The following is a 21,445-nucleotide window of genomic DNA, read 5'->3' on the forward strand; positions in this document are numbered from 1 at the left end:
GCAAGGGTTTGCGCACCCACCGGATCACAAATGGGCCTTTAGCTGATGCCGGAATGCACCCGGTGTTATTTCCTTTTTCTTTAAGAAAACGCGGTTAAAATAAGTGATGCTTTCGAATCCTACGTCGTAGGCGATCCGGGCAATGTTGCGGTCGGTTTCCAGCAATAAGTTGCAGGCCTTTGCCACACGCACATCGTTTACATAATCAGAGAAGGTCTTACCGGTGGTTTTCTTAAAGAACTTACAAAATGCACCGGGAGAGAGATGGATCAACCGGCACAGCTGGTCAACCCGGAAGGGCTTTTTATAGTTCCGGTAAACATGCTGCAATATCTTATTGATCCGCTCTTCCGCCCGGTCCGTTGGTGCCTGGGCCATCGCCAACCTGCTGACCGGTTCCGCGCTTATTTTGCCCAGGTGGTGCAATATGTCTACCAACCCTAAAAGCCGGGCCATTCCCGTTGCGGCCAATAATGTTTTGATCTTCTTAATAACCGCAGCGGCTGTACGTTTGTTGAAAAACAACCCCTTCTCCGACCTTCGCAGCAGTGCGGCGATACCCCGGCATTCGGGGTACTGCAAAAAGGGGGTGATGAACGCCGCCGAAAACTGGATCACCACGGCAGCCGCCGGCTGGGGCTCCGGTTCGCTGGCCCAGGTATGCGGAAGATTGCTTCCCAGCAGCACCAGGTCGCCCGGAATAAAGCCGGCGTAATTATCACCTACAAGCCGTTTACCGGATCCGGACAGGATCAGGGTCAGCTCATACTCGGGGTGGTAATGCCACTTAAACGGGAAATAAGCAGCCGTATAGTGATATACCACAAAACTGTCGCCCTCCCGTACCTGTTGTATATTTTCAAAACTAGGCTTCATCAATACAATATTGTTCCATAGATCGTATAAATTTACATAAAAGGAAAATATAGTGTAGGCTTTGTCAATATAGTGATGAACCCGCTGGTAAATAGCGGCTAATTTTATCATTCAAAAAAACAACGATGGCAATACCTGCAACAATCTCCAACGAATTAGCACAGCCTTATACGCTGACAACGGAACAGATCGATTTTTACAACGCCAACCGCTTCATCAAGCTCAAACAGGTGTTGTCTGCTGAAGCCCTGGATTGCTTCCGCACCGTTATCGCTGACCAGGTGGCAAAAATGAACACTGTCAAAACTTCGCTTGACGAGCGCGATACCTATGGAAAAGCTTTTCTGCAATTGTTCAACCTGTGGCGTTTAAATGACGACGTGCGCACCCTGGTCTTTAGCAAACGCCTGGGTAAAATTGCCGCCGATCTGATGCAGGTGGAGGGGGTACGTATATACCACGACCAGGCGCTGTTTAAGGAAGGCGGCGGCGGCATTACACCCTGGCATGCCGACCAGTATTACTGGCCGCTGGAAACCGACAAAACGATCACAGCCTGGATCCCGCTGCAGGAAACCCCTTTGGAGATGGGGCCGCTTGAATTCAGCGCGGGAAGTCACCAGATCATTGAAGGAAGAGAGCTTGCCATTGGCGATGAAAGCGAAACACTGATCCAACAACGGCTGCGGGTAACGGATTTTGAACACGTTATCGAAGCCTTTGACCTGGGAGAGATCAGTTTCCATTCCGGATGGATCTTTCACCGGGCCGGCGCCAATGCCACGCCCGATGCGCGCCGTGTGATGACCATCATTTATATGGACCGCGATATGCGGCTGAAAGCCCCGGAAAATAAGAACCAGCAAAACGACTGGGACACCTGGTGCCCCGGCGCAACGGTCGGAGCGGTTATTGATACGCCCCTCAACCCTGTGCTGTATGAGCCGGGGCTTTAGTACAAACAGCAGTGCCCTGTCCGGGCTCCGGATCTTTTTCTTTAAACATAGAGCTGACTAAAAGCCCGGCAGAGCGGTAAAACGGCAGGTCTTAAACAATTGTACAGGCAAGACCTTTTCGTTTTTCCCGGATCCCGGCTGATCTTCGTTCACGGCTTTTTGATCAGCCCCGTCCACTTTAACGGAAACCCTTACTGCTTCGTTAAGCTGAATTTGCCTGTTTTAAAATCAACGATGATCTTATAGAGGCCTCCTTCAGCCGGGGACTTAATATCGCCGCCATTTTCTTTAAACGTATCTCCCGTCACATTATTTTCATTGCTCTTTCCGGTAAAGCCATATTTAGCAGCCCAACTGCTGTAAACCGGTATGAAGAGATAGGAATTATTTCCCGCCAACTGCACCGTCAATTCATAAGTAGTAGCGCTGGTCTTTGTAAACTTCTGGGAAGCAGGCTCCGGTTCCTGCCCGTTCCCTGCCTGCCAGCCCAGGGGCGTTGCGCCTCCGGTTATGTATAAATTACCCGAGGTGGGAAGCGGAACAGCCACGTCCAGATAAGGCGTAGCGGTGATGGCCAGGATGTTGGAAATGACATTGCCTTCGCTCGTTTTAATGCGGAGCTCCATTTCTGAAGCCACATTCTCCGGTACGATCTTGATCAGCATGGTATTGAGCTCTTTGACTGTAAAAGATCTTGAAAGCGCCTCCCGGTCGAGGTCCACTTCTACCAGCGAGCCGGCCTCAAAGCCGCTTCCGGCGGGTGCTACCTGCAGTTTGTATGCCAGCGCATCTTCAAACCCCAGGTTCACATCATCATACGTAATGGTCAGCGCCGGCTTGTCTGCATTTTCCTGGAGCAGCACGATCGGCGCATGCAGGTCACTGCTTAAGCTGGGTTTATGATCATTCATGACCACCTTTGTTTCATCCTTCCTGCAGGAATGCAACACGCACATTATCAAAGCAGGAATAAAAAATATTGATAAGAATCTCATATTGCCAATTTTTTAAATTAATAGTTGGGGTTTTGCTGCAGGTTCGGATTGGCATTCTTATCTGCTACAGGAATAGGGTACACATTCCGCCAGTCCTCCACAGCTTTACCATTTGCCGTGCCGCCTTTCCAGGGCCACAGGTAGCTGCCGGCGGTAAACCGTTTATAGCGGATCAGATCTGTACGCCGGAACCCTTCCCAATACAACTCCCGCCCCCGTTCATCCAAAATAAAATCCGTGGTCAGCTGCCCTGCGGTGATGACGCCGGCGCCGGCCCTTGTTCGCAGCGCATTGATATAACCCAGGGCTGTGGTGGCATCACCCCCCGTTCCGCCACGCAATACCGCTTCGGTATAGATCAGGTATTGTTCCGCAAGCCGGAAAATGGGAAAGTCGATATCCGGGAAGGTGAGGCTGGTGCCGGGTTTGCCCGATCCTATTTCTATATTTCTGAATTTTGTGATCGCATACCCTTGTTCAAATTTTGTTTGATCGGCGATGTCCAATGATTGTCCGGAGGTCCAGAACTGGGCGCGCTTATCGGTATTGCCGCTCGGGTCGGGAAAAAGATCCACCAGGGCCCGGGTAGTGCGGGTGCCGCCCCAGCCACCGTCGATACCAAACTGTGCTGCGGGCATATTGCCGCCCACAGCAGCGTGGGTCAGGAAGGTGGTACCCCCATAATTCTGGGTGCGGGTACCGTCGTAATTGATGGTAAGGATAAATTCATCCGTATGTTTTTGATTGTTGGCCCGCATCAGGTCCTGGTAGTTGCCGGTAAGGCTGTAGCCGGCATCGATCACTTTCTTTGCATATGCCACGGCATCACTATAACGGGCGGTACCGGTATAGGCTTCGGCGTTTAGGTACAGCCGTGCCAGCAGTGCCCATACAGCGCCTTTACCGGCCCTTCCATAATCATTTGCGCGCGCGTCGGGCAACAGGGTTTCCAGTGCTTTCAATTCCGACTCTATATATTGAAACAATGCCTCTTTTCCAATTTGTTTTGGTAAGGCATTGGAGCCGATCACATCCTTTTCGGTTACAAAGGGCGGGTTTCCAAAAAGATCCAGCAACGCCCAATACTGGTACGCTCTTAAGAACCGGGCTTCATTCCTGAAGCTGACGATGTCGGCCACATCCGCAGCTCCAAACCCTTTCGCGTTCAATACCTCATCCGCAGCATTTTTGATAAAATCATTCGCAAGCGTGATCTGGTAAAGGCTCCGGTAATACAGGCCCGTCAGAAAGGGATTGCTGGAGGACCAGTTCATATTATGAAAATCCTGGATGCCGGCATCGCCCCATGCAATCACCGCTTCATCCGTGCTCAGTTCCTGGGCGCCCCAGAATAACCGGAGAAAATCAGAGAAGCCTTCATCAATGCCCTTGATATCGCCACCACCGGGGGGGCTGGCCGGTCCTATATTACTGGTGAGCGCATAAGCGCCATATACCTTTGCAGCCGCCTGAAAATAGCCCGCCGGAGTGCTGTATACCTGTTCTGCTGTAATATCATTCTTGGGGAGCCGGTCCAGCTTTTTACTGCACGACAGCGTCCATACAGACAGGCTCAGTATTATGATCATTATTTTTTTCATCTGTGTTCTTTATTTATTGGTTGTTTACAGATCGCATCGTTTAAAAGTCGAGATTCAGGCCCAGTGCAAACACCCGGGGCCGGGGATAGAAGTTATTATCAACGCCCCCCGGCACCTCCGGGTCCAGCCCTTTATACCGGGTGATCACAAACACGTTCTGCGCGCTCAGGTTTACCCGGAGATTACCGGTATTGGCAAATATTTTTCCAAAGTCGTACCCCAGGTATATATTGTCCATTCTCAGGAACGAGGCATTTTCTATATAGTAGTCCGAAAAGATCAGCTTATCACCGCCACCGGAAAAATCGGTGAACAAGATATCACCCGACCCGTTGTTAAGGTACCCGAGCGGATTGAGGATATTTGTTCCCAGTGCGGTTGCAGAGATTACATTATTGTAAGCATAGTTGCCGATGTTGGCCCGGGCACTGAAGCCTGCTGAAAACTTCCTGTAGTTAACGGAAGAGCCCAGGCCCAGGAAATAGCGGGGATCCGGGTTCTTATACCGGTAATAATCATTCTCATTGATCAGGCCATCGTTGTTCCGGTCTACAAAAACCCCTTCAACCGGTTTTCCGGCGGCATCATAAACCTGTTGCAAAACATAGAAGGATGAACGGGGATATTGTACCGAATGGATCTGTATCAGGTTTCCCACACCACCGGTAATGCTTCCTGTTGGTGCCCCGGCATAAGCAGGATCATCCACTACCGTCAGCCTGGTTATTTTATTCCGGTTGTACGTGGCGTTAAAATTCACCGTCCAGGAAAGATCCTGGTTTTGTACCGGTACAAAATTCAGCAGGAACTCCACGCCTTTATTTTCCATACTGCCGATATTGGCCACGATCCTGTTGGTAAAATTGGTCCCCGCCGGCTGGTTGATCTCGTTTAAAAGGTCGGTGGTCTTTTTATAATACACATCAATGCTCCCATAGATGCGGTTGTTGATAAAACCATAATCCAGCCCGGCATTATAAGTCGTTGTCTGCTCCCATTTACGTTCGTAGTAATAGCCGCCCGGGCGGTACATCTGGTAATACTGGTCGCCCAGCTGGTAAGTAGCTGTACCGGAGCTCAGGTTATAATAAGAGATATAGTCAAAATTTCCGATACCGTCCTGCTGACCGGTAACCCCATATCCTAAACGCAGCTTCAGGTCGCTTACCGTTGACGATGTTTTCAAAAAGGGTTCCTCCTTTATTTTCCAGGCAAATGCCGCAGAAGGAAATAATCCCCAGCGATTGTCCGGGTTAAATTTCGAGGAGCCATCGGTACGTAAGGCTGCTGTCAGCAGGTAGCGGTCGTTAAAACTGTAATTCAGACGCCCGTAATATGAAATCATGGTGTACCGCGGTTTGTCCAGCGGAAAGTTGGGGGTGGTCTTCGGGATGAGGTCCCCGCCGGCATCATAGCTCGCAAAATTGATGTTCCGGGTTACAAAATCATAGTACCCATATCCGGCAGTCAGATCAACCTTATGCCTGCTGAACAGTTTGGTATAATTCAGATAAAATTCCACCAGGCCGTTATCCCGCCAGGAAGCATATTTGTCGGACTGGCCGTTGTGCTGCTTTTCTTCCACCACGTTCCCATATTTCTGGGCGGCGCTGTCGTTCACAAAGATCGTTCCGTACCCATGTGCCACATCATACCCCAGGTTCAGGTTGGCCCGGAGCTCGGGGAGGAAATGGAATTTGTAATCAAACTGAATGTTCCCGATGCTTCTTAAGTTAACGCCTTTGTTCTGATAATCCATCAGCAAACCGAGCGGGTTGCGGGGAGCCAGCGATCTTAAGCCACTTACAGAAGCGGGATCCAGCCACTCATAATACCCGTTGTACCGGTTGCTGCCGGAATACACCGGCTGTGTAGGATCGAAATTCACGGCGGCGGCAATAGCGTCGGTATTGGCAAAGCGCGAATCGGTACGGGCGGCTTTTACATTGATATCGATCTTTAGGTGATCGTCCAGCAGGGAGGGACTTAAGTTGATCCCCGCAGATTTCCGCTCAAGATCACTTGTCTTTAGAACCCCCTGTTGTTTCAGGTAGCCTGCAGAAATGCGATAGGGCAGTTTACCGTTGGCCGCTGCACCGGATATGCTCAGGTTATTATCGGATCCGATGCCCGTGCGGTATATTTCCTTTTGCCAGTTGGTGGTGGCATTGCCCATCAGGGCGATCTGGCCGGCATCCCCATGCGTTTGTACATAGTTCCTGAATTCGCCCGGCGACAGCACATCGGCATAACCTGGCAGTTTTGAAACCGAAAACTGTGTATTGAAATTGATCACCGGCTTGCCCCGTTTGCCCTTTTTTGTTACGATCAGAATGACGCCGTTGGAAGCCCTTGAACCATAAATGGCGGCTGCAGACGCATCTTTCAGGATACTGAACGACTCGATGTCATTTGGGTTGATGAGCGACAGCGGGTTGGGAGAACCCGAAAGCCCGTCGTTACTCAACGGTACCCCGTCGATAACGATCAACGGATCATTGCTGGCGTTCAGCGACGCACCGCCACGGATGCGGATCGTGCTTCCGCTGCCGGGGGCCCCGCTGTTGGAAGTGATCTGCACACCGGCTACTTTTCCGGCGATCAGCTGCTCGGGTGTGGTTGCCTGTCCTTTATTAAAATCTTTGGAGGTAAGGAGCGCTACCGATCCGGTGAGATCCTTCTTCTTAGCCGTTCCATACCCGATCACCACTACATTTTCAAGATTGGCGATCTCCGGTACCAGGGCTACATCCAGCACGCCGCCGGTAACTTTTACCGTTTGCATGGCATACCCGATAGAGGAAAACTCAAGGGCGTTAACGGTATTCCCTATAAAAATACGGTACGCCCCGGCTGTATCGGTCAGGGTGGCCACCGACCGGCCCGTAATGGAAACGGTTACCCCTGCAAGCGGCTGCCCGGTCTTTGAATCGGTGACCGTTCCGCTGACGGCCCTTGTCTGGGCAGCAGCAAATCCTGGTAACAGCAGCAAAAACAGAACAGCTGATGCTGCGAACAATCTTCTCATGTACATAGACAAACAATTATTGTTTTAATATCAATTGTGTACTTGATACACATTAATTAAAAATACAATTACAAAATTAAATACATTATGTGTACAAAGTACACATTGCCTGTAAAAAAATTAGAATTTACGCTAACTTGTTGTTTTTGATCACCTTGGGTTTGAACCGGTACAGTTTTCCGGGGCGGTGGGACACATTATCCTCCATTTCATTGAGGTCAACCAGCCAGTTTTTGAGGGTGATCTTCTTGCGGAAGTTTCTCCGGTCCAGCGGCGTATTGAGAACGGCTTCGTACACTTCCTGCAGCTCTCTGAGGGAAAACTTTTCATTCAGCAGGTTGTGCACCACGGGGTGCTCTTCTATTTGCCCGCGCAGGTGTGCGAGGCAGGTGGTCAGGATCTCCTTATGATCAAATGCCAGCTTGTAAACGCTTTTTACGGAATGCCAGCGCAGGTCGTTGTGATTGATCTTTAGTTTATGGTTGTTGATATTGACAAGGGAATAATATGCCGTGGAAACCACCCGCCCGGAGGGGTGCCGGTTTATGGTTCCAAACGTATGCACCTGCTGTAAAAACACATCATCCAGGTCTGTGCGCTCCTTCAGTATCCGGTAGGAGGCTTCATCGAGGTCCTCATCGGGCCGTACCAGGTCGCCCAGCAGCGAGTACATGCCGGCAAATTCCTTCAGATCGGATTTAATGAGCAGCACCTTCAGCTCCTTGTCTTCATATCCGAAAATGACACAGTCTACAGATACAGCGATCTTGAAATATTCCAGATGACTGCTTTTTTCCAGCGCTGCGGTTTTCAGATTTGAACTTTTACCCATTGTTTTCGTGATGGTTACAAAAGTACAATTTGAGTAATAAACTTCCGGGGGTTTGTTCCTTTTTTCACAAAACGAATATCGATCCGGCTTCTAACAACCGATCGTTTGTTCACTCACAATAAAAAGTTAAACCACTACGAAAATATCGTAACAATTTAAAAATCCGGGGTATCTTTCCCAAAACTTTTTATGAGATACTTTTTGATCGCTGCCTGGATCACCCTTTTGAGCAAGCCGGTTATTGCCCAGGACGAGTCCTTATACATGGTGCCTGAAAATGCGCTGGGTATAAAGGCCTCCAACCTGTTTTCAGAGATCCGGCTGATCCCCCTGGAAACCAACAAAACCAGCTATTTCAATAATATGGCCGATTTTGTGGTAACGCCAGACCGGCTGATCTTTATGGACAACGAATCAAATGCCATCCTCATATTCAATAAAGAAGGAAAATTCTTACACAAGTACAAAAAGAAAAAATACAAGCTGGGCCAGCTTCAGTACAGCTACGCCAAAAACGCGGTGTTCTTTATAAGCTCCAATAAGAACTATACGATCCCTCTTCCGAAAGCGCAGCAAATGATGGAACATCCCGGCAACCGGGACTTTTCGAAATACAAGAACATTGAGCTGCTGTATCTTGACGCCGATAAAAATTACCGCATCGAAAAACTGCCGGTACCCCCGTATGCGCTCAGCTCCCCGTATTATATGAATGGCCGGTACCTGTTGCGGAACACCCGCTATAATAAGTATGTAAAGGACACGGTGCTGCACCACCTGGATATCATGAGCGGCAACAAAAAAGTGGGAGCCTATTTTCCTTTCCTGAACGTGGCAAAGCTGCCCACCGATTTTGAGGATGTGCAGATCAATATCGACCGGACCCTGAATGACAGTACGCTTTATATTCAGAAAAACTACGACAACACCCTCTATAAACTGGTAAACGATTCCCTTATGCCGGCTTATAAATTCGTTTTCCCTGCAGCCAACACCATGCCTGCAACGTTTTACACGACTGCGTTCCGGAACAATATTGATTTTACCAGCTACAAGAACAAATACAGTAAGGCGACCCGGTCCTTCTTTAACATCATCGATCTGGAAACCGTTCTGTTCTTTGGCATGAATGACAACGCATGGGGCCACAAACGCTATGTATTCAACAAGACCTCCTCCTCTTTATACGATCTTTCCAAAACCACGCCGGACAGCAGTACCTACTACCTGCCTACGGGCATTTTTTCGAAGATCAGCAATTACGACAACGACTATGTCTATACGTTCATTTCCCCCAGCGATCTGCTGAAAGAAAAGGCCGCCATTCTTTCAAAATACAATAACGCCCCTCCGCCTCCATTGAAGCAGTTATTTGAAAGCATCGGCAAATTCAGTAACCCCATTATTATTCAATTAAAAGTTAACCCCGCTGCAAAATGAGACGTTTTATCTTTTTGATCCTGGTCCTGGCCCCCGTGCTGCTTTTTGCCCAAAAAAGATCAGGCGCGCTGAAGGGGGTGCTGTATGACTCCATCAACGATTATGCATTGCAGTCTGCTTCTGTTACCGTATATAAACAGGCCGATTCCAGCATTGTGGAATTTCAGCTCACCAATACCCAGGGAGAATTCAACATTCCGAACATCCCTTCCAAAACAGCACTTTATTGCATCATTACATACACCGGGTACCGGCCGCTCATAAAAAATTTTCAGCTGGACACCCTGAAGCTGGTAACCGATCTGGGCAAACTGTTCCTTACACGCCAGGATAAGGATGAGCTGGAGGAAGTGGTCATTAAAGCCGTGCAACCCCTGCGGATGAACGGTGATACACTCGAGATCAACCCGGATGCCTTTAAACTGGACTCGAACGCCGTTGTAGAGGACATGCTGCTGCGGGTACCCGGCCTCACGGTATGGGGCGACGGCACGATCACCATGAACGGCCGGAAGCTGGAAAAAGTATATGTAGACGGCAAGCCTTTCTTTGGCGGGGCCACGCAGACAGCTACTCAAAACCTTCCAAAAAATGCCATTGAAAAGATCCAGCTTTACCAGGAGAAAGATGTATCCAAACTGAGCAATACCGAGGAAAAAACCGACTCGCTCTACTCCATGAACATCAAACTGAAAGCAGATAAGAAAAAGGGGATCTTCGGAAAGATCGGTGCCGGCTACGGCACGGATGACCGCTATACCGGCGACGCGGTGCTCCAGGTTTTTGATAAAAAGAACCAGGCGGGCATTGCGGTGGGCATCAACAACATCAATAAAGAAGAAGGCACCGGCGAAAATGCCTTTATGGAAAATACCTTTAAGTCCAATTTCCGGTTCTTTTACGGAGGCAGGGGCAACGCCAATGATGGCATTACGCGAAGGACCTATGGCAATGTCAAATGGCAGCATAGCTTTTCGGAATCGGAAAACTCCCAGTTCTACAACCGCTTTACCAGCGACTACGGCTATCTTAACACTGCCCGGAATTTCATCTCCAACAGCACCAGTATTCAAACCATCGACAATTATAAGCTGGCCAGCATCAGTGCCAACAAGAACAACAATGACAATACCAGCAATACAGTGAAATTCCTTTACGAGAACCGGAAGAAATTCGGAAACTTTGTCAACATCAGCGCCAACTATACAAATCAATACAGCACCAATACATCGGAGGCTACAACCAATGTTTTCAGAAATGATACCACAGCGGTGAGCCGTACTTCGAGCAACAGCTATTCCAGCAACAACAGCAATAATTTTTATATGTTCGGATGGCTGCGTTCCAACGATTTTGAGCTCCGCGATGACCCCCGTAAGAATTTTTCCATCAACTTCGGAGGCGGCTATAACGAAACAGAGAGCAACAGGAGCACGGTCAATACCTTTGAATCATTAACAGACAGTATCTATACCAATACGATCGACCGTAAATACAATAACTACAACAAAAGCTATAATGCCAATATCGGCCTGAACTATGACGGCTTCCGGCAGTTCCTGTTTGGTATCTATAATTTCTTCAACATCAATATGTCGCTGGTCAATAGCCTCAATTTTTCGCGGAACGAGCAGGATGCCATGGCGATGGACCTGGACACATTGACGCAACAATATGTGGTCAACAGGTATCTGACCAACACCAATACCCTTACCAACCTTACCTATAACCCGGCCCTGAACTTCAACAAGTCCTTTAACAAATCCGTTTGGGGAAAATATTATTACTGGCTGTCTTTCGGACTGGATCTAAGGTACCAGTTCCTGAATCAGAAAAATGAATCGAGCATCCTCAACCGGAATATCGACCGGTCGTTCAATTCCTTTGCTCCCTCGCTGAATGCCAATTTCAATTACCAGAAGGAGAACGCGTTCCGGATCTACTCTTACCTATGGGCCAATATGAGCCTGCAGCCGCCTTCCATCGATCAGCTGTATCCCATCGTGGACAGCACGGAGCGGTACTATGTCGTATCGGGCAACCCCTTTCTGAAAGCGTCCAACACCAAGCATATGAATTACAACATTGACATCAGCCGGGCAAAACCCAATAGCAAAAGCAACTACGGAGCAAGGCTGGGCATCAATTTTTCCAATATCAACAGGGCTGTGGGCGATAGCCTGGTGTACCTTCCGGACTCATCCGGACGCAGCATACGCTATCTCATCAATGTAGACCACCAGAGTACACTGAGCAGCAACCTCAATCTTAATTTCTCCACCAAGATCAATAAGATGAGCACCATCGGGGTTACCTATATCCCTTCCCTCAGCTACAACGTCCGTCCCGGTTATATCAATGACCAGTTGTCTACCTCCCGGAACCAGACGTTATCCAACAATATTAATGTGCTCTATAACCTGATCGACAGGTTCAACATCAGTATTGGTGAGATCATTTCTACCAACCGCAATCACCAGTCGAACAGTACCCAGCCCGTTTCAGTGATCCGGAACTATACCACCACCAGCAATATCAATTATTTTATCACCAAATCGTTCACCCTTAATACTTCTGTTCAATACCAGACCAACAAGGCAGCGAACCGGGATGCGGCCAGGGCCACGATCTGGAATGCCAATGCCATTTACCGCTTTATGCAGCAGAAGGCGGAGTTAAAGCTGTCTGCCTTTGACCTCCTGCGGCAAAATAAGAACATCAGCAACTTTTTGGATCGCAATGCTGCAACCACCACGGTCACCAACGGGCTCCAGCAATATTTTATGATCACCTTTTCCTATTATCCCCGGAAATTTGGTGGCGGTAACCGGCGGTCATCGCCATCAGGCATGATGTTCATCCGGCGGTAGCCGCAGGGTGTGCCCATGTCAAGTATACCCTCAGGTGATATTGTCATCTGCCCGCGGATACTATTGGATTACACAGACCATCTGTGAAGATCCGTGTAATCTGTATGCTATATACCCCTGTTTTTGACAACCGGAAGCCATACGCGGCCTCGTTGTCGGTTTGCGTTCATACAATCCCCGGGATTTCGTTGTTTTTGAATACTTTTAGATCCGAAATTGCATATATGTACTCAAAAGAAAAAATACTGACACTCCAGGAACAGACCCGGTCCTTTTTAAAAGAAGGGAAACACCTGCCCGCCACCCCGGAGGAGCTGGAAACCCTGCGGAATGTTTTACGTTTTCATGAACACCGTTATTACGTGCAGGACGCCCCCCTGCTGGCCGATACAGAATACGACCGGCTGTATAAAATGCTGGAAGCCGTAGAAAAAGACCAACCTGACTGGGTTACTCCGGACTCACCAACCCAGCGGGTTGGTAAAAGTCTGAACGGAAATTTTGTAACGGTCCAGCACCTGGTGCCGATGCTTTCACTGGACAACTCCTATAACAGTGATGACCTCAAAGATTTCGACCGGAAAGTGCTTCAGCTGTCGAAAAAAGACAAGGTCCGTTATTGCGTAGAACCAAAGTTTGATGGCGGCAGCATCTCCCTGATCTACGAGGACGACCTGCTGGCAAGAGGAGCTACCCGGGGCAACGGTGTGGAAGGAGACGAGATCACCACCAATGTGCGGCAGATCCGCAGTGTGCCGCTTTCTGCGCCCTTCAGCCGGTACGGGATCCAGCAGATCGAAATAAGAGGCGAAGTGCTGATCAATAAAAATAATTTCAAAAAATACAACGACGAGCTTGTAGAAAAAGGGCTGGCTCCGCTGGCCAACCCACGCAATGCTGCTTCCGGAACCCTCCGGATCAAGGATCCGTCAGAAGTACGCCGCCGTAACCTGGAAGCCTTTGTATATCACATCAGCGATTATACCCTGCTGCCGGGGCATACGCTGCCGGAAGCCCTGCAGACACATGAAGGATCGCTGAAACTGCTGTGGGAACTGGGCTTCCGGAGCCCGGTAAAACAGCTAAGAACTTTTGAGCAGATCGGCGACGTGATCGATTACTGCCTCGAATTTGAAGCCGGAAGAGACCAGCTTCCCTATGAGATCGACGGAATGGTGATCAAAGTGAACACCATCGATATCCAGGAGCAATTGGGCATGACCTCCCACCATCCACGCTGGGCTATTGCCTTTAAATTCAAGGCCCGCCAGGCAACCAGCAAACTGCTGAACGTAAAATTCCAGGTAGGCCGTACGGGCTCCATCACACCGGTTGCCAAGATCGAACCCGTTTTTATCGGCGGCGTTACCGTAAGTTCCATATCGTTGTTTAACGAGGAGGTGATCCGGGAGAAGAACCTGAAAATAGGTGATACGGTGCTGGTGGAGCGGGCCGGCGATGTGATCCCTTATATTGTAAAGTCGCTCGATGAGGTAAGAACCGGAGAAGAAACAGCGATTGTCTTTCCCGGAACCTGCCCTGTTTGCAGCAGCCAGCTGTTTAAAGAAGAAGAGGAAGCCGTTTGGCGCTGTATCAACATCGAATGCCCGGCGCAGGTGGTGGAGCGCATGATCCATTTTGTAAGCAAAGATGCGCTGGACATCCGTGGTTTTGGAGAAGCCAATGTCCGTAAATTTTATGAGCTGGGCTGGTTAAAAGACATCCCGGGCATCTATAAGCTGGATTTTGACCAACTGGGCAACCTGGAAGGCTTTGGAAAAAGATCCATCGACAACCTGCAGCAGGCCATTGAAAAGAGCAAAGAGCAGCCCCTGCACCGCATTCTCTTTGGCCTGGGGATCCGTTTTGTAGGCGAAACGACCGCCAAGGTGCTGGCCAACAGGGTAGGCCACCTGCTGGAACTGCAAAACTTTTCGCAGGAAGAGCTGCAAAGCCTGGAGGACATCGGGCCGAAAGTAGCGGGCAGCATTGTGCATTTTTTCAGCAATACCTCCAATATTGAAATGATCAAAGAACTGGAAACATTGGGAGTACAGCTCACCAACACCCACAAGCAGCTGACCGCTGCCGGAGCGCTCACCGGCCAGACCTTTTTGTTTACGGGTACCCTGCCCACGTTAAAACGCAGCGAGGCCGAAGCAATGGCCGAGGCCCAGGGCGGAAAGATCGTCAGTGGTGTGAGTGCCAAACTGAATTACCTGGTGGTAGGGGAAGACGCCGGCAGCAAACTGGAAAAAGCCAAAAAGATCAACACGGTAAAGATCATTTCAGAAGCAGATTTTTTGAAGATGGTGGAATAATCATGCGCGCCAGCCTTATACGACCCCTTCGGGGTCGGTTTCGTTCTCAACCCGGTTCTATAAATATGCGATCCCTTCGGGATCTGCATTAATGTTGCTCTCGGGTCAAATAATACGAAACAGATATTTGTTTTGGGCCAAAATATTCCCGTATAATGCCGATGTGACCCGCCGTTAGGCCAATGCAACGGGTCTATTACGGATGTCCAATCGGTATAAGCAGTACCTGCGCCTCCTTAAGATAATCTCCCAGCTGGTTCAAAACTATCATATCAGAAAGCCCATACCTGACCCCGAAGGGGTCAAATATCTATAACGATATCCACTCGATAGCGGCGGCGACCCCAAGCGGGTCGTATCACCGGTAAACACGCATCTCCCTACGAAAACACGACCGATGATAAGATACAAGAACAAAACCACCGGAATATCATCCGGTTAAATTAAATTGCAGATAACAAAGCACTGCTGACCAAAAGATCAGGAAACATACACAACAAAACCTTTGAAACATGCCCGGAACATTCTCGCAGATCTATATACAGGTGGTCTTTGCCGTAAAAGGAAGACGAAGCCTCATCCTTCCATCCTGGGAAGCGGAACTTTATAAGTACATAGCCGGTATTATTAAAAATAAAGGGCAAAAGCCATTGGCCATTAATGGCATGCCCGATCATTTGCACCTCCTGATGGGGCTTAAACCGGATTGTTGCCTGTCCGATCTGGTCAGGGAAATCAAGAAATCCTCAAATGGGTTTATCAATGAAAAAAGGCTCACCCATACAGCCTTCCAATGGCAGGAAGGCTTATAACCACTCGGCCCTGGATAATGTAATCCGCTATATTCACAATCAAAAAGAGCATCATCAAAACAAGCGGTTCAAAGAAGAATACCTGGAATTGCCGGAGCAGTTCTACGTTGAATATAAACAGGAATACCTGTTTGAATGGTTATGAGTGCTCAATTTCCGTCCGGAAAATCATTTGAGCGTTCCCCCGGAAATCGCCAGAACGCCTCATATAAAATTTCCGGAAATAAAAAAATCCATTTACCGATCTCCGATAAAAATAAATTTGGATGATCCAGGTTCAATATTTTATATTTGCTGTGTACTATTTAATTAATACACTAAAACAGTAGTATGATTGCTTTAAAAAATATTTCTTTCGCTTATAAGAAAACGTTTGTTCTTAAAGAGCTTACCACCACCTTTAACACCGGGCAGATCTATGGCCTGCTGGGAGACAATGGAGCAGGAAAGACCACACTGCTCAAATTGATGAGCGGGCTCCTGTTTCCGGGAACAGGGAAAATAACGGTACAAGGATCCGAACCACAGCAACGGCGCCCTTCTTTTCTTCAATCCGTTTTCTTCGTTGCGGACAATATATTTTTTCCAGGTATCAGCATCCCGCAATACATCGAAGGATATGCCCCCTTTTACCCGCAGTTCAGTAAAAAACAATTTATCCATTGTCTTACAGCCTTCAATATCGGGTACGACAATGATATAGAGGCCCTGAGTTTCGGGCAAAAGAAAAAACTGCTGCTGTGCTTTGCCCTGGCGGCCAATACCCCTTACCTCTTCCTGGATGAACCCACCAATGGGTTGGATATCCCGTCCAGGGCCGCGTTTAAAGAGCTCCTTTCCGGCCATATCGATGATAGAAAATGTGTCATCGTCAGCACGCACCAGGTAAATGATCTCGGCAACCTGCTGGACCATGTTTCGATCCTCCAAAATGGAAAGCTTGCCTTTTCACAATCCATGGAGCAGATCTCTCGGCAGCTTTTGTTCGACAACGCGACTTCTCCCGATGCAGAGATCCTGTTTGCGGAAGAATCCCTGAGGGGGCGCACCATGCTTACAAAAAATGACAGCGGATATCCTTCAGGAGTAGATCTTGAGCTGCTGTATAAAGCAGTAACAATCAACGGAGAAAGGATCAACCAGCTTTTTGCGTACACCGAAAATATCGCTATATGAACGAAACATTCAGCACCCACCGATTTCTTTTACTGTTAAAAAAAGAATGGATCGAAAACAAGCGGCAATACCTGCTCAGTATCGTTGCTCTGTTCCTGTTGTTCAACATCATTCTGTTGCTGCAGCTCTACTTAAGCAGCAACCGGAGTTATAGTCCCGGCAATTTTTTACAGCTTTCCCTGTTTGTGCTCTTTGCCCTTGGCACCGCGTACTCCATCTCTTCTTTCCAAAAATTCAGGACCCGGGAAAGTGCCGTTTTCCAGCTGGGGCTCCCCGCTTCCGCCGCTGAAAAGCTCGCCCTGGAGCTGATGAAGAACGTATTGGTGTTTAACCTCACTTTTATCCTCCTGTTTAAGACCACCGATGCCCTTTATACCTGGATAGGTACCCATAATCTTTTACAGATAGGCTATACTTCATCCAACCCGGATAACTACCGGGAAACACAGTTAGGAATTTTCGCCGTTTTTTTAGCCATACAAGGGTTATTCATCTACTGCTCGCTGTATTTTAGAAAGTATGCCTACCTGGCGGCCATTATTATTACCGCTCTTATCCTTTGGGCGCTGATAAGACATGCGAACTCAATCAGCAGTTTCTGGGGCATCAGGACCTGGTCCTTTTCCAATCCCGATTTTAAAAGGACATACATTTCGCTACCCGGCGACAAAGATTCATATATAGAAAATAACTTTCTTATAAATTTATTAAGAGCATTCTATATGTTTGGCTGGGGGCCCCTGTTCTATTGGGCCACTTATTTTAAACTAAAAGAAACGCAGGTCAAATAACAATAATGGACTTTAACAATAACCAGCCGATATACCTGCAAATTGTGGATTTTATCTGTGAAAAGATCCTGCTTTCTGTATGGAAACAGGAGGAAAAGATCCCAAGTGTAAGGGAACTGGCCGTACAGTTATCGGTAAACCCCAACACTGTGGCCCGCAGCTATGATTTTTTAAGAAGCCAGGAGATCATCACCGATAAAAGGGGGATCGGATATTTCATAAGCTCCAACAGTATGCAACAGGCAAAGCAATACCGGAAAAACCTGTTCATTGAACAGGAACTGCCGCTTTTATTCAGAACCCTGAACATGCTGGATATTACCCCTGATGAGCTGGACAAATTACTGATCAAATACAAACGAAAATTGCAACATGAAAAATAGTTCTAAAATTTTATTGCTGATCCTCGTCCTGCTGTTTACCGTACCGCTGTTATTTTATAAAGCGGTCCTGGATAAAGTAAAGGCAGACCGTCCGGAGATCTATAAGACCCTGACCGAAAATAAACGGGTCATCATCGATGCCATAGATTCCGGTACCCCCTAAGGCTTCAGTACTCCTGTGCTTCAGCGCTTATTTAAGAAATCGCTTACCTTTACGGGCATGATCCAGAAAGCAACGTTGACATTTTTAGAAGCACTCAAATACAATAATAACAAGCCCTGGTTTGATGCACACCGGAAAGAATATGAAGCCGCCCGCGAAGATTTTGCCGGGTTCGTCAATAACCTGATCGCTGCATTCGGTAACACAGAACCGGCTATTTTGCACCTGAAGGCAAAGGACTGTATGTTCCGCATCAACCGGGACGTACGCTTTTCTAAAAATAAAGAACCTTATAAAACCAATTTTGGCGCTTATATCAATGCCCAAGGAAAAAAATCGATAACGGCGGGGTATTATTTCCACCTCGAACCAGGGGCGAGTTTTACAGGGGGTGGTCTTTGGCAGCCTATGCCCCCCGAACTGGCCAAAGTACGGCAGGAAATTGATTACAGTCTACCGGAATTTGAAAAGATCCTGCGAACAAAAAAATTTAACGATACATACGGCGGTCTTTCCGTAGAAGACGGCCAGATCCTGTCCCGGGTACCCAAAGGGTATGAGGCAGATAATCCGGCAGCAACATACCTGAAGTATAAAAGCTTTACCGCCCTGGCCAGTCTTCCGGATACGGAGCTGACAACCAGATCATTACTGACCACTACCACAAAGGCATTTCAAACGCTTTTACCGCTGATCACCTTCCTCAACAGGAGCATCAGCGAATAACAGGTGTTTTTTGCCGGACTTCCCCCCGGACGGGTATTCTGGCGGCCAAAGAGGGTTGATCATCAAATCATTGGATCCGCTTCATCTGAAAATCGCCAAAAGGCCCGTCGGCTCATGGGTCCTGCAACACAAAAAACTCAGAACAACCATCTCCTTAAGCAGACTCTTTAGTCACCCCTTACAGTAAAAAAGTTTTATGATCCTTAATCCATATTAAGCAATCTTTAAATTTCAAAATCGTAACTTTGCATTTCTTTTTTGTATTGTTATGAGTGATCCCATAAAGCACGAATGCGGTTTGGCTTTTATACGGCTCCGCAAACCTTTCTCGCACTATTTAAAACAGCACGGAACCGTAATGTGGGGGCTGAATAAGCTCTACCTCTTAATGGAAAAACAGCATAACCGCGGACAGGACGGTGCGGGCATAGCCAGTATAAAATTAAATGTAGAGCCCGGCTATCCCTTTATGCACCGGATGCGCAGCGCCGAACCACAGGCCATTTCCGGTTTGTTTAAAAATATCGCCGACGAGATAGACGAGCTGTGCCGCTACAACCCGGACGCCCTGAAGCATCCCGGCCTGATGAAGGGGCATATCAAATTTTTGGGAGAATTGTTGCTGGGGCACCTGCGCTACGGCACCCAGGGAAAAAACAACGCCGATTTCTGTCATCCCTTCGTCAAAAGAAATACGGTACCCGGACGGAACCTGGCCCTGGCGGGAAACTTTAACCTGGTGAATACCAATGAGCTCTTCGAAAAATTAAATATTATTCCCGGAACCTTTCAAAAGCAAAGCGATCTGGCAGCCCTGATGGAGATCGTACATCACTACCTGATCGAAGCCGATAAAAAAAGCCCGGGTAATGTGGATATCAAAAGCGTACTGCAGGAAGTGATCCCGATGTTTGACGGAGGTTTTGCCGTGGGCGGACTGACCGGGGAAGGCATCGGCTTTGTGTTCAGGGACCGGCATGGCATACGCCCCTGTTATTACTATATTGATGATGAAGTGATTGTAGCCGCCTCCGAGCGTTCCGCCATCCGTACCACCTTTGATGTGGGTGAAAACGAAGTGAAGGAGCTGATGCCGGGCAACGCGCTGATGGTGCAGGCAAATGGTACGTACGAAATAGCAGAAGTGGTAACCCCGGGCGAACGCAAGGCCTGCAGCTTTGAACGTATTTACTTCTCCCGCGGCAGCGATGAAAAAATTTACAAGGAGCGGAAAGCACTCGGCCTGAATCTGAGCGAACAGGTTTTAAATGCGATAGACTTTGATTTAAAAAACACTATCTTCTCTTATATCCCCAATACCGCGGAAGTAGCCTTCCTTGGTCTGCACAAGGGAATGAACCTGTACCTGAACAAAATAAAAACAGAGCGCATCCTCAGCTGGGGGAAGGATTTTGATGAAGAGAAACTGAGCGAAATGGTCAACCGCCGCATCCGGATCGACAAGATTGCGATCAAGGATGTAAAGATGCGCACGTTTATTACAGAAGATGCCAGCCGCAATGAAATGGTGCAGCACGTTTATGATATCACCTACGGAACCGTGCGGCCTGGTATCGATACCATCGTGGTCATCGACGATTCGATCGTAAGAGGCACTACCTTAAAAGAGAGCATTATCAAAATGCTTTCGCGGTTAAAGCCCAAAAAGATCATTGTGGTTTCCTCCTGCCCGCAGATCCGCTACCCGGACTGCTACGGCATCGACATGAGCAAAATGGGTGATTTTATTGCCTTTAATGCCGCCGTGAACGTACTAAAAGATAAAGGAAAAGAAGCGCTTCTGGATGAGCTCCTGCAAAAATGCAGGGAGCTAAAGGAGCAAAACCTGTTGCATACCGAAAACCTGGTAAAACAACTGTACAAAAGCAGCTCTATCGACGAGATCACCAATAAGATCGCCGAAATGATCACCCCCGCAGGACTGAACATACCAGTACAGGTGATCTTCCAGAGTATAGAAGACCTGCATAAAGCCTGCCCCGGCAACCTGGGCGACTGGTATTTTACCGGCGACTATCCCACACCGGGTGGTAACCGTGTCGTAAACCAGGCTTTTATGAACTATATGGAAGGGAAGAATGAACGGGGCTATTGATCCGATTTTATGCGATCTGTAACAGGGGCTATTCTTTCTTTTACATTTTCTGCATTTTGAGGTGTATCCTGCCGGATATAATTTATAATGAACCGGCCTCAAAATTATTTTTATCAATTTATGGGCCGGGTAATGAGGACACTGCCCCTTGGCGCGGGCCAAGGTTTGTGTCTCCTCAAACCATTTAACAGGACAGCCATTTTAATAAAATAGATACCGGTCTATTATTATTCGCTGTATTAGTTGGCGGACCGCTCGTTTAGTCCAGGTTATTTCCCATTTTTCCATTACCAGCTTTGAGCCATTTTTACCACCACTTCATGACCATAAACATCCCTCCTCTTTACTTCTTCCATAGT

At 48.1% G+C, this 21,445-nt stretch carries 17 protein-coding genes; 12 read left to right on the forward strand and 5 right to left on the reverse strand.

Annotated features, from left to right (window positions below):
* Nucleotides 1-24: 24 nt before the first annotated feature.
* Complete coding sequence (locus B160_RS0123215) at nt 25-987, reverse strand: AraC family transcriptional regulator (RefSeq protein WP_040680358.1); 963 nt, start codon at nt 985-987, stop codon at nt 25-27.
* A gap of 14 nt (nt 988-1,001) precedes the next feature.
* Between B160_RS0123215 and B160_RS0123220 the strand changes: the two genes are divergently transcribed.
* Nucleotides 1,002-1,832, forward strand: coding sequence for a phytanoyl-CoA dioxygenase family protein (locus B160_RS0123220; protein ID WP_018630349.1), 831 nt, complete (start codon nt 1,002-1,004; stop codon nt 1,830-1,832).
* Nucleotides 1,833-2,023: 191 nt separating this feature from the next.
* Here the strand turns inward: B160_RS0123220 and B160_RS0123230 are convergent, their stop codons facing one another.
* The 4 genes from B160_RS0123230 to B160_RS0123245 form a co-directional block, all read right to left on the reverse strand.
* Nucleotides 2,024-2,827 (reverse strand): SusE domain-containing protein, encoded by an 804-nt coding sequence (locus B160_RS0123230; protein ID WP_083927749.1) that lies wholly within the window; start codon nt 2,825-2,827, stop codon nt 2,024-2,026.
* Between the two features lie 17 nt (nt 2,828-2,844).
* Nucleotides 2,845-4,428 (reverse strand): RagB/SusD family nutrient uptake outer membrane protein, encoded by a 1,584-nt coding sequence (locus B160_RS0123235; protein ID WP_018630353.1) that lies wholly within the window; start codon nt 4,426-4,428, stop codon nt 2,845-2,847.
* Between the two features lie 40 nt (nt 4,429-4,468).
* On the reverse strand, nt 4,469-7,456 hold the full coding sequence (locus B160_RS0123240; protein WP_245562270.1) for a SusC/RagA family TonB-linked outer membrane protein: 2,988 nt from the start codon (nt 7,454-7,456) through the stop codon (nt 4,469-4,471).
* A 127-nt stretch (nt 7,457-7,583) separates the two neighbouring features.
* Complete coding sequence (locus tag B160_RS0123245) at nt 7,584-8,288, reverse strand: NUDIX hydrolase (protein ID WP_018630355.1); 705 nt, start codon at nt 8,286-8,288, stop codon at nt 7,584-7,586.
* 189 nt (nt 8,289-8,477) lie between these two features.
* On the opposite strand from B160_RS0123245, the gene B160_RS0123250 reads away from it, so the two are divergent.
* From B160_RS0123250 to B160_RS0123300, 11 genes are all read left to right on the forward strand, one after another.
* The gene (locus tag B160_RS0123250; RefSeq protein ID WP_018630356.1) at nt 8,478-9,728 is read left to right on the forward strand and encodes a 6-bladed beta-propeller; all 1,251 of its coding nucleotides are present in this window, start codon (nt 8,478-8,480) and stop codon (nt 9,726-9,728) included.
* A complete protein-coding gene (locus B160_RS29970; RefSeq protein ID WP_018630357.1) occupies nt 9,725-12,598 on the forward strand; it encodes an outer membrane beta-barrel protein in 2,874 nt (957 codons plus the stop codon). Before B160_RS0123250 ends, B160_RS29970 begins: the two co-directional genes overlap by 4 nt.
* A gap of 224 nt (nt 12,599-12,822) precedes the next feature.
* A complete protein-coding gene (gene ligA, locus B160_RS0123260) occupies nt 12,823-14,919 on the forward strand; it encodes an NAD-dependent DNA ligase LigA (RefSeq protein ID WP_018630358.1) in 2,097 nt (698 codons plus the stop codon).
* Nucleotides 14,920-15,431: 512 nt separating this feature from the next.
* Nucleotides 15,432-15,731, forward strand: a complete 300-nt coding sequence (locus tag B160_RS29975) for a transposase (RefSeq protein WP_211218105.1) — start codon at nt 15,432-15,434, stop codon at nt 15,729-15,731.
* Entirely contained in the window at nt 15,682-15,876 is a 195-nt protein-coding gene (locus tag B160_RS32155; RefSeq protein ID WP_211218106.1) for a hypothetical protein, read from the forward strand. The genes B160_RS29975 and B160_RS32155 overlap by 50 nt, the downstream gene beginning before the upstream one ends.
* 185 nt (nt 15,877-16,061) lie before the next feature.
* Nucleotides 16,062-16,907 carry an ABC transporter ATP-binding protein gene (locus tag B160_RS0123275; protein WP_018630360.1) on the forward strand — a complete coding sequence of 282 codons (846 nt, stop codon included), beginning with the start codon at nt 16,062-16,064 and terminating at the stop codon, nt 16,905-16,907.
* On the forward strand, nt 16,904-17,698 hold the full coding sequence (locus B160_RS0123280) for a hypothetical protein (RefSeq protein WP_018630361.1): 795 nt from the start codon (nt 16,904-16,906) through the stop codon (nt 17,696-17,698). The genes B160_RS0123275 and B160_RS0123280 overlap by 4 nt, the downstream gene beginning before the upstream one ends.
* Before the next feature lie 5 nt (nt 17,699-17,703).
* The gene (locus B160_RS0123285) at nt 17,704-18,081 is read left to right on the forward strand and encodes a GntR family transcriptional regulator (RefSeq protein ID WP_018630362.1); all 378 of its coding nucleotides are present in this window, start codon (nt 17,704-17,706) and stop codon (nt 18,079-18,081) included.
* On the forward strand, nt 18,071-18,244 hold the full coding sequence (locus B160_RS31845) for a hypothetical protein (RefSeq protein ID WP_018630363.1): 174 nt from the start codon (nt 18,071-18,073) through the stop codon (nt 18,242-18,244). Before B160_RS0123285 ends, B160_RS31845 begins: the two co-directional genes overlap by 11 nt.
* 57 nt (nt 18,245-18,301) lie before the next feature.
* Nucleotides 18,302-18,970, forward strand: a complete 669-nt coding sequence (locus B160_RS0123295; protein ID WP_018630364.1) for a DUF2461 domain-containing protein — start codon at nt 18,302-18,304, stop codon at nt 18,968-18,970.
* Nucleotides 18,971-19,238: 268 nt separating this feature from the next.
* A complete protein-coding gene (locus B160_RS0123300; RefSeq protein WP_018630365.1) occupies nt 19,239-21,086 on the forward strand; it encodes an amidophosphoribosyltransferase in 1,848 nt (615 codons plus the stop codon).
* The last annotated feature ends 359 nt before the right edge of the window (nt 21,087-21,445 follow it).

The sequence above is a fragment of the Niabella aurantiaca DSM 17617 genome, assembly GCF_000374125.1.
GTDB classification, from domain to species: Bacteria; Bacteroidota; Bacteroidia; order Chitinophagales; family Chitinophagaceae; genus Niabella; species Niabella aurantiaca.

Bases quoted from the DNA above. Each gene is read 5' to 3' on its own strand.
- B160_RS0123280 (WP_018630361.1), top strand. From the start codon at position 16,904: ATGAACGAAACATTCAGCACCCACCGATTTCTTTTACTGTTAAAAAAA.
- B160_RS0123235 (WP_018630353.1), bottom strand. From the start codon at position 4,428: ATGAAAAAAATAATGATCATAATACTGAGCCTGTCTGTATGGACGCTG.
- B160_RS0123250 (WP_018630356.1), top strand. From the start codon at position 8,478: ATGAGATACTTTTTGATCGCTGCCTGGATCACCCTTTTGAGCAAGCCG.
- ligA (WP_018630358.1), top strand. From the start codon at position 12,823: ATGTACTCAAAAGAAAAAATACTGACACTCCAGGAACAGACCCGGTCC.
- B160_RS0123215 (WP_040680358.1), bottom strand. From the start codon at position 987: ATGATAAAATTAGCCGCTATTTACCAGCGGGTTCATCACTATATTGAC.
- B160_RS0123285 (WP_018630362.1), top strand. From the start codon at position 17,704: ATGGACTTTAACAATAACCAGCCGATATACCTGCAAATTGTGGATTTT.
- B160_RS0123230 (WP_083927749.1), bottom strand. From the start codon at position 2,827: ATGAGATTCTTATCAATATTTTTTATTCCTGCTTTGATAATGTGCGTG.
- B160_RS0123295 (WP_018630364.1), top strand. From the start codon at position 18,302: ATGATCCAGAAAGCAACGTTGACATTTTTAGAAGCACTCAAATACAAT.
- B160_RS0123300 (WP_018630365.1), top strand. From the start codon at position 19,239: ATGAGTGATCCCATAAAGCACGAATGCGGTTTGGCTTTTATACGGCTC.
- B160_RS0123275 (WP_018630360.1), top strand. From the start codon at position 16,062: ATGATTGCTTTAAAAAATATTTCTTTCGCTTATAAGAAAACGTTTGTT.
- B160_RS29975 (WP_211218105.1), top strand. From the start codon at position 15,432: ATGCCCGGAACATTCTCGCAGATCTATATACAGGTGGTCTTTGCCGTA.
- B160_RS29970 (WP_018630357.1), top strand. From the start codon at position 9,725: ATGAGACGTTTTATCTTTTTGATCCTGGTCCTGGCCCCCGTGCTGCTT.
- B160_RS0123220 (WP_018630349.1), top strand. From the start codon at position 1,002: ATGGCAATACCTGCAACAATCTCCAACGAATTAGCACAGCCTTATACG.
- B160_RS32155 (WP_211218106.1), top strand. From the start codon at position 15,682: ATGAAAAAAGGCTCACCCATACAGCCTTCCAATGGCAGGAAGGCTTAT.
- B160_RS0123240 (WP_245562270.1), bottom strand. From the start codon at position 7,456: ATGAGAAGATTGTTCGCAGCATCAGCTGTTCTGTTTTTGCTGCTGTTA.
- B160_RS31845 (WP_018630363.1), top strand. From the start codon at position 18,071: ATGAAAAATAGTTCTAAAATTTTATTGCTGATCCTCGTCCTGCTGTTT.
- B160_RS0123245 (WP_018630355.1), bottom strand. From the start codon at position 8,288: ATGGGTAAAAGTTCAAATCTGAAAACCGCAGCGCTGGAAAAAAGCAGT.